Here is a 13118-nt window from a genome sequence, read left to right on the forward strand (position 1 = left end):
GGTGGATTTATGGCAAAAGCAAACAGCCAGGCACTGAGCGGGCGCCAAAAAGCGGCCATCCTGCTCATTACGCTGGGACCGGAAGTGTCCGCACAAATTTTCAAGCACTTGCGTGATGATGAGATCGAGCAGCTGACGTTGGAAATCGCCAATGTGCGCAAAGTGGACAGTGTGGAAAAGGACCTGATTATGTCCGAGTTTCATCAAATCTGTCTGGCCCAGGAATATATTTCGCAGGGCGGCATCAACTACGCCAAGGAAATTCTCGAAAAGGCGCTCGGCTCGCAAAAAGCGCTGGAAGTCATCAACCGTCTGACGGCGACGCTGCAGGTACGCCCATTCGATTTTGCCCGCAAAGCGGATCCGAACCAGATTTTGAACTTTATACAGAACGAAAATGCCCAGACGATCGCTTTGGTGCTGTCCTATCTGCAATTTGAGCAGGCGGCGGCGATTCTGTCCTCTCTGCCGCAGGAAAAGCAGGCGGATGTGGCAAGAAGAATCGCGGTTATGGACAGCACTTCACCTGAAGTTATCGCCCAGGTAGAGCGCGTGCTGGAGCAGAAACTGTCGGCGACCGTGACACAGGATTACACGAATGCCGGCGGCATCGAATCGATCGTCCAGATTTTGAACGGAGTCGACCGGGGAACGGAACGAACGATCCTCGATTCGCTCGAAATTCAGGATCCGGAGCTGGCCGAAGAAATCAAGAAGAGAATGTTCGTGTTCGAGGATATCGTCAACGTCGACAACCGTTCCATTCAGCGGATCATCCGCGACATCGAGAACGCCGACCTTCAGCTTGCCCTCAAGGTGGCGAGCGAAGAGGTGCGGGACGTCATTTTCCGCAACATGTCCAAGCGGATGGCCGAAACCTTCAAGGAAGAGATGGAATATATGGGACCAGTGCGGCTGCGTGACGTCGAAGAAGCTCAGACCCGCATCGTAGGCACCATCCGCAGACTGGAAGAAGCCGGGGAGATCATCATCGCCCGCGGCGGAGGAGATGACATCATTGTCTAATTTGATTAAATCTTCGCAGTACGTACCGGTGGAAGCTCTCAAACGGCTGGATCTGGCAAGGCACTATGCGCTTCCGGAGCAGGATGAGGTGAACAACGAGGTAAAGATTGAAGAGATCCGGGCCCAGGCGGATGAAGAGAGCAAACGGCTCAGCCAGGAAATGCTGCAGGATGCCAAGGAGTTCGCGGAGCGTCACATCCGTGAGGCGTCTGAAGAGGCGCAGCGGATACTGGCCGAGAACGAGGAGAAGATCAATGCGTGGTGGCAGGAGCGCAGGGAGCAGGACGAGCACTTGATCGAGGCCGTGAAGTCGGAAGGCTACGCGGAAGGATACCGGGAAGGCGCTGAGAAAGCGGAAGCGGATCTTGCGGCCAAGCTTCAGGAAATGATGGCCGAAGCCCAGTCGGTTTTGCGGCATGCCTATATGATCAAGGAGCAGATCATTCAGGAAGCCGAGCCCTTTCTCGTAGATCTGAGCTGTGCCATCGCCGAAAAGGTGATCGACAAGCAGCTGACCGTGGACCGGGATTATGCGATCGATCTCATCCGGAAGAACTTGTCCCGCAAACGGGAGCAGGGTGTGATTACGCTTTGCGTGGCGCCGGAGCATTTCGCTTTTGTCCAGGCAGCCCGGGAAGAGCTGAGCGTGGCGATCGATTCGCAAGCGGAGCTGCAGATCCTGCCGGATGCTACGGTCCATGATCATGGCTGCGTCATCCGCTCCTCGTTCGGCAGCGTCGACGCACGCGTGGAAACTCAGCTGACCGAAATCAAAAAAGAGCTGATACGTATCGCTCTGGACGAAGGGGAACGGAGAGACCAAGATGAAGGTGCTTGACAGCGGACGGTATATGGAGCATTTGCGGAACATTGATCCGGTCCGGATCAACGGGAAAGTCACCCAGGTCATCGGACTGATGGTCGAGTCGGAAGGCCCTGACGCCAGCGTCGGAGACGTTTGCTACATTTATCCGAGCAAAGGCGCCAAGCCGCTGCAGGCGGAGGTTGTCGGTTTCCGCGACAACAAGGTTCTGCTCATGCCGCTCGGTGAGCTGCAGTCGATCGGACCGGGGTGCGATGTGGTCGGCACGGGCAAGCCGCTAAGCGTTCAGGTAGGCTCCGAGCTGCTTGGCAAGGTGCTGGACGGTTTGGGGCAGCCGCTCGACGGCTCCCTGATTCCTACCCGAATGCCGCACAGCTCGACGTATAACACGCCGCCGAACCCGCTGAACCGGCCCCGGGTGCTGGAGCCGATCAGCATTGGCGTACGGGCCATCGATGGCCTGCTGACCATCGGCAAAGGGCAGCGTGTCGGGATCTTCGCCGGATCCGGCGTCGGGAAAAGTACGCTGATGGGCATGATCGCGCGCAACACCGCGGCGGATGTCAATGTGATCGCGCTCATTGGCGAGCGGGGACGGGAAGTGCTCGATTTTATCGAGCGCGACCTGGGCCCTGAAGGGCTGCAGCGATCGGTGGTCATCGTGGCCACCTCCGACCAGCCTGCGCTGATCCGGATCAAGGGAGCGCTGATCGCGACGACGATCGCCGAGTATTTCCGGGACCGGGGCATGAACGTCATGCTGATGATGGATTCCGTGACGCGGTATGCGATGGCGCAGCGGGAAGTGGGGCTGGCGATCGGCGAACCGCCGGCGATGCGCGGTTATACGCCGTCGGTGTTCGCGAGCCTGCCGAAGCTGCTCGAACGGGCGGGGACAGGGCCGCAAGGTTCCATTACCGCCTTTTACACCGTGCTCGTCGACGGCGACGACATGAATGAGCCGATCGCGGATGCGGTGCGGGGAATCCTGGACGGGCACATCGTGCTGAACCGGGGTATCGCGAACAAGGGCCATTTTCCCGCGATCGACGTGCTTGCCAGCATCAGCCGGGTGATGAAGGATATTGCGCCGCGCGAGCAGACGGACGCTGCGGATAATTTGAAGCGGCTGATGGCTGTCTATAAAGAGTCCGAAGATCTGATCAACATCGGCGCTTACCAAAAAGGCTCGAACGAGCAAATCGATGAAGCCATCGATTCCATCCAGGCCATCTGGGATTTTACCAAGCAGCGCGTAGACGAAAAAGTGACGCTGGAGCAGGTTCAAGAACGTTTGATTTCCGAATTTTCAAGGAGATGACCATAAGGGATGAGATTTCAGTACGCGTTCCAAAAAATTGTCGACCTCAAAAGCAACGAACGTACCCAGGCGGAATGGATGCTGTCCAGCGCCATCGGCAAGCTTCAGGCGGAAGAAAAGTCGCTGGGGGAGCTGCTGGATATCCGGGAGAGCATGGTCAAGCAGCTTCAGGAAGCTGCCGGCCAATGCGTTCCTGTCTCCATGATTCAGGAAATTCAGGCGTATGTCGAATATTTGGACCAATGCATACGGATGAAGCATGTGGATGTGAACAGAGCCAATATGAAGGTTCAGATACAGCAGAAGCATTTGTCCACAAAGATGCTGGATGAAAACGTCTGGTTAAAAGCGCGGGACAAAGCAAAGACGGCATTTCAGCAGCAGGCGCTCCTGCATGAGCAGAACGAGCTTGACGAGATGGCGACCGTACGGTTTGCCATGGGCGCTAGGGCGAGATGAGTGAACGTGATATAGAGCTGCTGGCTTGGGGGTGGAACAACTGTGGCAAGAACAGGTTTTGAAGAATTAGAGAAAGAATCAACAGGGGGATTTGAACGGTTTTTGTTTCTTGTTATACCAATCATCTTTACGGTGGTGCTCCTGGGCGTGCTTCTGATGCTGCTGAACACCAACGTTCGGAACGAAGTGCTCGGTGTTGCCAACAAAATTCCGGTTGTGAAAAACTGGGTCCCTGACCCGGTCAAGGATCCGGCAGCGGCCAAGCTGGACAAAACGAAAGCACAGGTGGAGAGCGCGACCGCTACGATCAAGGAGCTGAAAAGCCAGCTGGAAGCCAAGGAAGCGGACCTTCAGAAGGCTAAGGAAGACCAGAAGCAGCAGGACAGTAAAATCAAATCGCTGCAGACGCAGATCGATCAGCTCCAAGAGAGCAGCGCGCAGTCTACGGATGCACAGGCGGGAAATACCGCCGACGATTACGAGAAGCAGGTCAAAAACCTGGCGAAAATGTACGCCGGCATGAGCCCGAGCAAAGCGGCGCCGATTCTGCAGAATATGACCACGGAAGAGGTCGTTCAGCTGCTTAGCGCTATGGATGCGGACAGCCGGATGAACATCCTCGCCAAGATGGATCCAAAGATGGCGGCGGATATCACGCTGAAAATGAAGGATTCCGTATCGTCCAGCGATTTGGCGATCGCGGCGCTTCAGTCCAGAGTGAACAAGGACAGCGCCGCGCAGACGACACCGTCGTCAACCGGGCTGGACAAGGCTCAAATCAGCCAGACGTTCGGGTCGATGAACGCGGATAGCGCGGCCAATCTGCTGCTGGCCATGTACAAGATCAGTCCGGACAAAGTACTGACTATTCTGGGCGCCGTGGCAGATTCGACACGGTCAAGCATTTTGGATTCGATGAGCAAAACAGACCAGAAGACGAGCGCTGTCATTCTCAACAAATTGCTAAGCAGCAAGTAGTGATTCTTTTCAACCAGAGCTTCTTTTCAACAGAGTACTTGAATGTAGTACTGCACGCGAAAGGAGGTGAAAACAAAGATGAGCCTGATATTTCAAAACATTTCCGCAGGTGCGTCAGCCGGAGCGAAGACAGCAGGAACAAGCGGCGGTGCGGCAAACGCCTCGGCGGGAACGGCACCGGTACCGGCATTTGGAGTCTCGTTGACTCTGCTGATGACAGGTACAGCAGGCGGTTCGCAGGAAGCTTCGGCCATGAACGGCGTGGCGTCACTTTTGGAAGGGCTGCTGAAAAATGCTCAAACGACGGCGGTTCAAGGGAACGGGGACAATGATGAGCAGAATACCGCAGCCCTGCTGCAAAGCCTTCTTCTGGATGCCGATCAGCTGGATGAAGCGATTGCCGAAGACCCTGAAGTGCTGAGCGCCCTGCAAAGCTGGATTCAGCAGGTAACCACCTTGCTGCTGAACGTTCAAGGAAACGGCGAAGCACAGCCTGAAGACACCCCGGCTAATGAGGGAGATCAAGCCTTGACGGCACTGGCCAGCCACCCGGCGACGGCACGGTTTGCCGCACAGGATGCGTTGGCCCAGCTGATCACGGTGCTGCAGCAGCCAAATACGGGGGCGGACACCACGGCGCAGGCTGCAGAACTGCTGGAAACGTTCCATAACCTGGTTCAGAACGCCACAGCTCCTGGGAAAAGCAAACCGGCGGCTCTGGTCAAGGACTCGGAATCGGCAGCGCAACAGGATACGGCACCAATATTCCAGCCTAAAGCGGAAGGACAAGCCAGCCGCATCTCCGCGTTGCTGGAAGCGATCCGGCAGCAGCCGGCAGGCGATACTGCATCCGCTGCAAGCGGCAAGGCCGTGCTGAGTACGATCTTGACAAGACAGCAGCCGTATGCCGATGCGCAAACAGCAGCATCCGCTGCAAGCCCTTCTTCCGGAGAAGAGGTGGAAGCGGCGGCGAAGCCGGAGGATCCGCTTACCAGCCAGACGACGGTAACGGCAGGGCATCTCGTGATGAAAGAAGGCATTCAGTCGCCTCATAAAGCAGCGGCGCAAGCGGTGCCCGTTACGCAGTTTGCCAAAGAAATGAGCACATTTGTCGTAAACAAGCTGGAAATCGTGAAGCAAGAAGGCATCTCGGAAGCGAAAATATCGCTGTACCCGGAACACCTGGGCCAGGTCGACATTAAGCTGACGATGCAAAACGGACAGCTCGTTGCCCAATTTACGACCGAGCACGCCGGAGCCAAGGATTTGCTGGAACAGCAGATGAGTCAGCTCCGCAGTACGCTGCAGTCGCAGGGTGTGCAGGTTGAGAAACTTGTGGTAACGCAAAACCCTTCGCTGCAGTCCCAAATGTATCACGACGGCCGTCAATCCCAATCGGGTCAGCAGCAGCCGAACCGCCGGCAAAAGGACAAGGACGCTTCCTCCGAAGATGCCTTGGCCGTGGCTGAGCTGGGAGACGAGCTGAATGAATGGCTTGCCCGGCAGCAGGCGGACCAAGGAAATACGTTTACAGCCAAAGCGTAAAAACGGAGGTGAACAACCATGTCAGATATCGTATCGACAAGCAACATTTGGCCTAACTACTCGGCTTCCAACGTGCAGAAGGCCAGCACGAAGACGCAGACGCTCGGCAAGGACCAGTTTCTGAGCATTTTGGTGACCCAGCTTAAAAACCAGGATCCGATGCAGCCGATGGAGGACAAGGAATTTATCGCCCAGATGGCCCAATTCACCTCGGTCGAGCAGCTGATGAACATATCCAGCCAGCTGAACGCCATGAGTCAGTCCCTTGGCAACGTATCGGGACTGATCGGCAAACAGATCAGCTGGGTCGATAGCGGAAGCAGCTCCGATCAATCAGGCGAAAGTACGTCTGAGATCAAAACGGGCATCGTGGATTCTATTATCGTCAAGGACGGCGTTCAGTACGCTTCCGTTGGGTCAGTAGCGATTCCGATTACGAAGATCGTCGAAATCATGAATGCCAAGCAGGAAGAGGGTACTCCGCCTGCGGATACTGAAACGCCATCAACTGACGGTGCGTCGAATGCGGGCGGCACGGCAGAAGGTTCTGCGGGCAGCGGCTCTGAAACCGGAGAGACAGGCGCCGAGGCAGCAAGCGCAGCGGCAGGAGAGGGCACGACAGGCGGGAACGGGGAATCGGCATGAACGAACGGATGACGATCGGACAGCTCTATCCCGGAAGGATATATCCGGCCGCACCCGTCAAGACTTCGAAACCGGCCGCAACGCCGGACGCCTCGTCCCAGACGTCATTTGATGAACTGCTGCAGGGAAGCCTGCTCAAGTTCAGCAATCATGCGGCCAAGCGGCTGGAGCAAAGAGGGATCGAGATCAAAGGGGAGCAGCTGGACAAGCTGAACCAAGCCGTTGAAAAGGCTGCCGCCAAAGGCAGCAAGGAATCGCTGATCCTGATGAAGGATATGGCGCTCATCGTCAACGTTCCTAACCGGACGGTCGTCACGGCGATAGACGGCAAATCGATGAAAGACAACGTGTTTACCCAAATCGACAGCGCGGTCGTGCTGTCGTAAGCTGGCTGGCCCGAACCGGAAAGCCAGGGAACTGCTGACCGACTGACGCAGTTCATTTCACAAACCTAGGAGGAAACAGACCCATGTTGAGATCGATGTATTCAGGCGTTTCAGGGATGCGCGGATTCCAAACCAAGCTCGACGTAATCGGCAACAATATCGCCAACGTTAACACGACCGGCTTCAAGGCAGGCCGAGTCATGTTTAAGGATGTTATGAGCCAGACCGTATCTGGCGTGACAGCGCCGGTTGAGGGTGAAAACGGCGGTGTCAATGCCAAGCAAATTGGGCTTGGCGTGTCGATCGGATCGATTGATACGTTGCACACCGGGGGAAGCGCGCAGACGACGAACAACCCGACGGACCTGCGAATTGACGGCGACGGCTTTTTTCTTGTAAGCATGACCGAAGATCAGGATCCACCGTTCCTTACCAGAGCAGGTGATTTTCACGTCGATGCACTGAAGAATCTGGTTACGTCGGACGGGATGTTTGTCTGCGATTCAGGCGGAGCTCCGATTAACCTTGGGGATGCCGTTTCGTTCTCCATTTCTCAGGACGGCACCATCATCCAAAAGCTGGCAGATGGCGGAACCGATACGACCCTTAAGATTGGCGTAGGCAAAGTCACGAATCCGGAAGGACTCGAGAAAATCGGCGGAAACTTGTACCGTATTACGCCAAACGCTATCGCAGACGGAGACTTTGAAGCAGGAGAAGCAAATGATGCAACCACCGGAACCGGTGCGATCGTTGCAGGTCAGCTGGAAATGTCCAACGTCGACCTGACCGGCGAATTTACCGAAATGATCGTCGCCCAGCGCGGTTTCCAGGCGAACTCGCGGATCATTACGACCTCCGACGAGGTGCTGCAGGAAGTCGTCAATCTGAAGCGTTAGTAGAGTGAAGTGACGGGGGAGGCCTGTCCTCCTCCGATTTCCATAGGAGGCCTGCTATGATTTTAGTTACCCGGTTAAACGGCTCACCATTATGGCTGAATGCCCTGCTTATCGAAACAGTGGAAGAAACGCCGGACACGTATATTACCCTGGTTACGGGCAAACGAATGATTGTTTTGGAAAAAGCGGCGGAAGTCATTTCCCTGGTGAAGCAATACAATCAGGAAATCGGCGTTCACAACGCAACTATTAAAGTGCAACAAACGGAGGAATCCCCATGAAAAAGATGCTGCCCTGGCTAATAACGATACTGCTGGCGATTACACTGATCGTGCTTGCCGCATTTTTGCTGATGGATAAATATTTCGGGAGCAGTTCAAACGAAACGAAATCGGCCGCCCAAACGATCGAGGCTCCAAAATTATCGGCAGACGAGCTTGTGGAAATCACTTCGGAGATTACGGATATCAAGACCAATCTCGCGGATCAGGATTATATCGTATTGATGAATTTTGCGTTCCAATTGAACGACAAAAAATCGAAGGAAGAATTCGATAAGATCAAAGAATTCGAGATCAAGCCCATCATTATTAAGACGCTCGCCGATACGAGACCCGAGGAACTGAAGGGCTCCAAAGGAAAAGACCAATTAAGCGCAAAATTGATCAATCTGATCAATAAAACCTTGACACGAGGGAAACTGACGCAAATCTCCATCACGAACTTTGTTTTGACGCCGCTGTAACATAACGACCGGAAACCGTAAGGGGGTGAGATGATTGGTTGATGTATTATCGCAAAATGAGATTGACGCCCTGCTCGCCGCACTGTCGTCCGGTGAAATGGATGCGGAGGAACTTAAAAAAGAAGAGACCCAGAAAAAAATCCGTTCCTATGATTTCAAGCGGGCCGTCCGCTTTTCCAAGGATCATATCCGAAGTCTGACACGGATTCATGAAAATTTCGCGCGTTATCTGACGACCTATTTTTCCGCACAGCTGCGGACGTTTGTTCAAATTAACGTGGTTCAGGTTGAGCAGCTTCCTTATGACGAATTTATCCGCTCGATTCCGAAGATGACGATTCTCAATATTTTTGAGGCGGAACCTTTGAAAGGAAGAATGGTGCTGGAAGTACACCCCAACGTGGCTTATGCCATGCTGGACCGGCTGCTAGGCGGAGTCGGAAATGCTCCTTCCAAAATCAACTCGCTCACCGAAATCGAAACGACGATCATGGAGCGGATTTTCAGCCGGGCGTTCGAGAGCTTGGCGGAAGCGTGGAAAACGGTGCTGGATATCTCTCCACGGATGGAAGCGATGGAGACGAATCCGCAGTTTATGCAGATCGTCTCACCGAACGAAACCATCGCCCTGATTTCGCTCAGTACTAAAATCGGCGATACGACGGGCATGATCAACCTCTGTATTCCGCATGTAGTGCTGGAGCCGATCATGTCGAAGCTCTCGGCCCATCAGTGGTTTGTATCGGAGAAGAAGTCCAGCGTGCCGGAGGAAGCCGAGTCGCTCAAAAACCGGATCAGCCAAGCCAAGCTGAGCATGATCGCCGAGCTTGGGGAGTCTTATATCTCCGTATCCGAGTTTTTGGGATTGAATGTAGGGGACGTCATCAGCCTGGCCAAGCCGGTACATTCGGGACTGAAAATCAAGGTTGGTGACCGGTTGAAGTTTATAGGAAGCCCGGGTACCGTCAAAGACCGCGTGGCCGTGCAAATCGACGAAATTGTCAGCGAAGGAGCTGAGGAACTTGACGAGTAAAGATTATTTATCCCAGGAAGAGATCGACGCCCTGCTGAAACAGACCGAAGCGGCCGACTTCTCCCGAAATGCGGGTTCGACGGTAGACGATTATTTAACGCCTCTGGAGCAGGATGCACTGGGAGAGATCGGCAACATTACGTTTGGCAGTGCAGCCACTGCACTTTCGACGCTGCTGGGCAAGAAGGTGGACATTACGACGCCGAAGGTGTCCATCATTACCCGCAGCCAGTTTGAGGAAGAGTTCCCCAAGCCCCATGTGGCTGTTCATGTCACGTATGTGGACGGTTTTGAAGGGATCAACTCTTTGGTTATTAAAACGCGTGACGCGCAGGTCATCGCCGACCTGATGCTGGGCGGAGAAGGTGATCCGCAGGATGCGGAGCTGAACGAAATCCATATCAGCGCGGTTCAGGAAGCGATGAACCAAATGATGGGCTCTTCGGCCACTTCGATGTCGACGATATTTAACCGGTTCGTCAATATTTCGCCGCCAGGCATCGACATTCTGGACATGGCCAACGGCGACGGGGTCAACAGCCTGCCTTCCGAGCAGACGCTGATCAAGATCTCTTTCCGGCTCAAAATCGGAGAATTGATCGATTCCACGATCATGCAGCTGCTTCCGGTCCAGTTCGCCAAGGATATGGTCAGCATGCTGATTCATGGTTCGGACGAGGCGGAACAGTCGATGCAGCAGGCGGCTCCAGCGGTTGAAGCGCCTGAGCGGCCGGCATCTCAGCCTGAGGCCTCTTACCCGCCTCCGACAGCCAGTCAGCCGGCTCCGCAGCAGCAGGATTACGGAATGCCGTCCGGCGCGCCGGGCTACGGTGCTCCAGCTGCCGGGATGCCCGCTTCCATGCCGGGGCAAGCGTACGATCCGAACATGCAGAATCCTTATACGGCCATGCCGCAGCATTACGGGGCTATGCCTAACCGGAACGTCAACGTGCAGCCTGTGCAATTTGCGAATTTACAAGGTGGCTCGTTCGGCCAGGTCGATCAAAATAATTTAAACTTATTGATGGACATTCCTCTTAAAGTCACCGTAGAATTAGGAAGGACCCAGAAGCAAATTAAGGATATCCTGGAAATGTCTCAAGGTTCAATCATCGAACTGGACAAGCTGGCGGGCGAGCCGGTTGACATCCTGATCAACAACAAGCTGATCGCCAAAGGCGAGGTTGTCGTTATCGATGAAAATTTCGGGGTGCGTGTCACGGATATTCTCAGCCAGTGGGACCGAATACAAAAATTACAATAGCAAAATTTAGGGAGGATTTTTAATCAATGGCAAATCGAATTCTTATCGTGGATGACGCTGCATTTATGAGAATGATGATCCGTGATATTTTGACTAAAAACGGTTTTGAGGTAGTCGGAGAGGCCCAGGACGGATCCCAGGCGATCGAGAAGTTTAAAGAGCTTCGTCCGGACCTGATTACGATGGATATTACGATGCCGGAAATGGACGGGATCGCCGCGCTGAAAGAAATCAAAAAGATCGACCCGGCCGCGAAGGTCATCATGTGCTCCGCCATGGGGCAGCAGGCGATGGTCATCGACGCCATCCAAGCAGGCGCGAAGGATTTTATCGTCAAACCGTTCCAGACCGACCGCGTTATTGAAGCCATCAATAAGACGCTGGGAGTTTAGGACTTTAGATGAGTAATCCAGATACGCCGCTTCCCGGCTCCGGTAATTACGCTCTCAGCCTGGTTTATGTCATCATCGTCCTGGCGGTGATTATTGCACTCATTATTCTTCTGATCCGTTTTCTCGGCCGGAAAAATAAAACTTGGTTCAGCAGCCGTTCGATCCGGACGCTGGGGGCTGTCGGGCTGGGGCCGAACAAATCGCTCCAGGTCATTGAAATCGGTAGCAGCGTATATTTGGTCGGCGTAGGCGAAGATATTCGCCTCGTCGATAAAATTACCGACCCTGACGAGGTCGCCGTCATCCTGGCATCGTTTGAACAGGATCCGGCATACTCGCAGAACGGGTTATCGCCATTGGTGGCCAAGCTTGCTGCAAAGCTGCGCAAAACGGGTCCGGTATCCGAGGAGATCAGCCTGGAGGAAACGCCGGAATTTCATGAAGTATTTGACGAGAAGCTGCGCCGGATGTCAAACCGTAAAGAGAAGATGGAAGAGCTCCTGCGGGAAGACAATACTACAGATCGGTTGAGGGAGCCATGAAAAAGAAGGTTTTGTTCGTTTGTATCATCGTTACATTGATCAGCCTGCTCTCGGTGACGGCCGCCTTTGCGGATCCGATACCGAATATCGATATCCAGGTAGGGGACTCCGGAGGGAAGCCAAGCACCAGCTCGCTCTCGATTCTGCTTCTCATCACGGTCATCAGCATCGCGCCGGCGCTGCTTGTGCTGATGACCAGTTTTACGCGGATCGTGATCGTGCTCGGTTTTGTCAGAACGTCGCTTGGAACTCAGCAGATGCCCCCTAACCAGGTCATCGTAGGGCTGGCTCTTTTTTTGACGCTGTTTGTCATGACGCCAACCTTTTCCTCCATCAATGATGTGGCCCTGCAGCCGTATTTAAAAGGAGAACTGACACAGACGCAGGCTTTGGACAAAGCGGCGGAACCGATGAAAAAGTTCATGTTCTCCAACACAAGGGAGAAGGACCTGCTGCTGTTTATGAAATATACCAAGATCGAAAAGCCGAATACCTACAAGGACATTCCGCTCACGGTCATGGTGCCGGCGTTCGCGATCAGCGAGCTCAAAACGGCCTTTCAGATGGGATTCATGATCTTTATTCCTTTTCTTATTATAGATATCGTCGTATCCAGTACCTTGATGGCGATGGGCATGATGATGCTCCCGCCGGTCATGATCTCGCTGCCGTTTAAAATTTTGCTGTTTGTGCTGGTGGACGGTTGGTATTTGGTCGTCAAGTCGCTGCTGATGAGCTTTAATACCTGAATGAGTATGAAGAAGGGGCGGGATGTTCAGCCATGAATTCGGAATTTATTATTGGTCTCGCCGGCCAGGCGGTATATACCGTGCTGAAGGTCAGTGCGCCCATGCTGCTGCTGGGACTCATCGTCGGTCTGGTGATCAGCATTTTCCAGGCGACAACCCAAATTCAGGAGCAGACGCTGGCATTTGTGCCAAAGATCGTGGCCGTACTGCTGGCGATTCTTTTCTTTGGGCCATGGATTCTGACGACGCTGGTGGACTTCACTTTTAACATTTTGGACAACTTGTACAAATATATCGGATAGGCGGACTTA

At 54.0% G+C, this 13118-nt stretch carries 17 protein-coding genes; all 17 read left to right on the top strand.

From position 1 onward, the window contains the following. Nucleotides 1-9: 9 nt before the first annotated feature. The 17 genes from fliG to fliQ all read left to right on the top strand — a co-directional run bounded on the left by fliG (nt 10) and on the right by fliQ (nt 13109). Nucleotides 10-1026 carry a flagellar motor switch protein FliG gene (gene fliG / locus BCV73_RS06670; protein WP_076168160.1) on the top strand — a complete coding sequence of 339 codons (1017 nt, stop codon included), beginning with the start codon at nt 10-12 and terminating at the stop codon, nt 1024-1026. Continuing rightward, nucleotides 1019-1864: a FliH/SctL family protein gene (locus BCV73_RS06675; RefSeq protein WP_089546542.1), complete on the top strand. Its 846-nt coding sequence runs from the start codon at nt 1019-1021 to the stop codon at nt 1862-1864. Before fliG ends, BCV73_RS06675 begins: the two co-directional genes overlap by 8 nt. Further along, on the top strand, nt 1851-3170 hold the full coding sequence (fliI, locus tag BCV73_RS06680; protein ID WP_076168156.1) for a flagellar protein export ATPase FliI: 1320 nt from the start codon (nt 1851-1853) through the stop codon (nt 3168-3170). Before BCV73_RS06675 ends, fliI begins: the two co-directional genes overlap by 14 nt. A gap of 9 nt (nt 3171-3179) precedes the next feature. After that, nucleotides 3180-3629 carry a flagellar export protein FliJ gene (fliJ, locus tag BCV73_RS06685; protein WP_076168154.1) on the top strand — a complete coding sequence of 150 codons (450 nt, stop codon included), beginning with the start codon at nt 3180-3182 and terminating at the stop codon, nt 3627-3629. Nucleotides 3630-3731: 102 nt separating this feature from the next. Next, nucleotides 3732-4607, top strand: coding sequence for a MotE family protein (locus BCV73_RS06690; RefSeq protein ID WP_256992762.1), 876 nt, complete (start codon nt 3732-3734; stop codon nt 4605-4607). 78 nt (nt 4608-4685) lie between these two features. Beyond that, on the top strand, nt 4686-6152 hold the full coding sequence (locus BCV73_RS06695; RefSeq protein WP_089546544.1) for a flagellar hook-length control protein FliK: 1467 nt from the start codon (nt 4686-4688) through the stop codon (nt 6150-6152). An 18-nt stretch (nt 6153-6170) separates the two neighbouring features. Then, entirely contained in the window at nt 6171-6797 is a 627-nt protein-coding gene (locus BCV73_RS06700) for a flagellar hook capping FlgD N-terminal domain-containing protein (RefSeq protein ID WP_089546545.1), read from the top strand. Then, on the top strand, nt 6794-7183 hold the full coding sequence (locus tag BCV73_RS06705; protein WP_089546546.1) for a TIGR02530 family flagellar biosynthesis protein: 390 nt from the start codon (nt 6794-6796) through the stop codon (nt 7181-7183). Before BCV73_RS06700 ends, BCV73_RS06705 begins: the two co-directional genes overlap by 4 nt. An 83-nt stretch (nt 7184-7266) precedes the next feature. Continuing rightward, entirely contained in the window at nt 7267-8082 is an 816-nt protein-coding gene (flgG, locus tag BCV73_RS06710) for a flagellar basal body rod protein FlgG (protein WP_089546547.1), read from the top strand. 56 nt (nt 8083-8138) lie between these two features. Further along, entirely contained in the window at nt 8139-8363 is a 225-nt protein-coding gene (locus tag BCV73_RS06715; RefSeq protein WP_076168142.1) for a flagellar FlbD family protein, read from the top strand. After that, nucleotides 8360-8827, top strand: a complete 468-nt coding sequence (locus BCV73_RS06720) for a flagellar basal body-associated FliL family protein (RefSeq protein ID WP_076168140.1) — start codon at nt 8360-8362, stop codon at nt 8825-8827. The genes BCV73_RS06715 and BCV73_RS06720 overlap by 4 nt, the downstream gene beginning before the upstream one ends. 34 nt (nt 8828-8861) lie before the next feature. Next, on the top strand, nt 8862-9860 hold the full coding sequence (gene fliM, locus BCV73_RS06725; protein WP_076168138.1) for a flagellar motor switch protein FliM: 999 nt from the start codon (nt 8862-8864) through the stop codon (nt 9858-9860). Continuing rightward, nucleotides 9850-11124 carry a flagellar motor switch phosphatase FliY gene (fliY, locus tag BCV73_RS06730; protein WP_089546548.1) on the top strand — a complete coding sequence of 425 codons (1275 nt, stop codon included), beginning with the start codon at nt 9850-9852 and terminating at the stop codon, nt 11122-11124. Before fliM ends, fliY begins: the two co-directional genes overlap by 11 nt. A 26-nt stretch (nt 11125-11150) precedes the next feature. Further along, a complete protein-coding gene (locus BCV73_RS06735) occupies nt 11151-11516 on the top strand; it encodes a response regulator (RefSeq protein ID WP_076168133.1) in 366 nt (121 codons plus the stop codon). An 8-nt stretch (nt 11517-11524) separates the two neighbouring features. Then, nucleotides 11525-12058 (top strand): flagellar biosynthetic protein FliO, encoded by a 534-nt coding sequence (locus BCV73_RS06740; protein WP_076168131.1) that lies wholly within the window; start codon nt 11525-11527, stop codon nt 12056-12058. After that, a complete protein-coding gene (gene fliP / locus BCV73_RS06745) occupies nt 12055-12807 on the top strand; it encodes a flagellar type III secretion system pore protein FliP (RefSeq protein WP_089546549.1) in 753 nt (250 codons plus the stop codon). The genes BCV73_RS06740 and fliP overlap by 4 nt, the downstream gene beginning before the upstream one ends. 32 nt (nt 12808-12839) lie before the next feature. After that, nucleotides 12840-13109: a flagellar biosynthesis protein FliQ gene (gene fliQ, locus BCV73_RS06750; protein ID WP_076168126.1), complete on the top strand. Its 270-nt coding sequence runs from the start codon at nt 12840-12842 to the stop codon at nt 13107-13109. Nucleotides 13110-13118: the final 9 nt, after the last annotated feature.

It is taken from the genome of Paenibacillus sp. SSG-1 (assembly GCF_002224835.1).
Lineage (GTDB): Bacteria > Bacillota > Bacilli > Paenibacillales > Paenibacillaceae > Paenibacillus_AQ > Paenibacillus_AQ favisporus.

Bases quoted from the DNA above. Each gene is read 5' to 3' on its own strand.
- BCV73_RS06720 (WP_076168140.1), top strand. From the start codon at position 8,360: ATGAAAAAGATGCTGCCCTGGCTAATAACGATACTGCTGGCGATTACA.
- BCV73_RS06715 (WP_076168142.1), top strand. From the start codon at position 8,139: ATGATTTTAGTTACCCGGTTAAACGGCTCACCATTATGGCTGAATGCC.
- BCV73_RS06705 (WP_089546546.1), top strand. From the start codon at position 6,794: ATGAACGAACGGATGACGATCGGACAGCTCTATCCCGGAAGGATATAT.
- fliP (WP_089546549.1), top strand. From the start codon at position 12,055: ATGAAAAAGAAGGTTTTGTTCGTTTGTATCATCGTTACATTGATCAGC.
- flgG (WP_089546547.1), top strand. From the start codon at position 7,267: ATGTTGAGATCGATGTATTCAGGCGTTTCAGGGATGCGCGGATTCCAA.
- fliQ (WP_076168126.1), top strand. From the start codon at position 12,840: ATGAATTCGGAATTTATTATTGGTCTCGCCGGCCAGGCGGTATATACC.
- fliI (WP_076168156.1), top strand. From the start codon at position 1,851: ATGAAGGTGCTTGACAGCGGACGGTATATGGAGCATTTGCGGAACATT.
- BCV73_RS06735 (WP_076168133.1), top strand. From the start codon at position 11,151: ATGGCAAATCGAATTCTTATCGTGGATGACGCTGCATTTATGAGAATG.
- fliJ (WP_076168154.1), top strand. From the start codon at position 3,180: ATGAGATTTCAGTACGCGTTCCAAAAAATTGTCGACCTCAAAAGCAAC.
- BCV73_RS06695 (WP_089546544.1), top strand. From the start codon at position 4,686: ATGAGCCTGATATTTCAAAACATTTCCGCAGGTGCGTCAGCCGGAGCG.
- fliG (WP_076168160.1), top strand. From the start codon at position 10: ATGGCAAAAGCAAACAGCCAGGCACTGAGCGGGCGCCAAAAAGCGGCC.
- BCV73_RS06700 (WP_089546545.1), top strand. From the start codon at position 6,171: ATGTCAGATATCGTATCGACAAGCAACATTTGGCCTAACTACTCGGCT.
- BCV73_RS06740 (WP_076168131.1), top strand. From the start codon at position 11,525: ATGAGTAATCCAGATACGCCGCTTCCCGGCTCCGGTAATTACGCTCTC.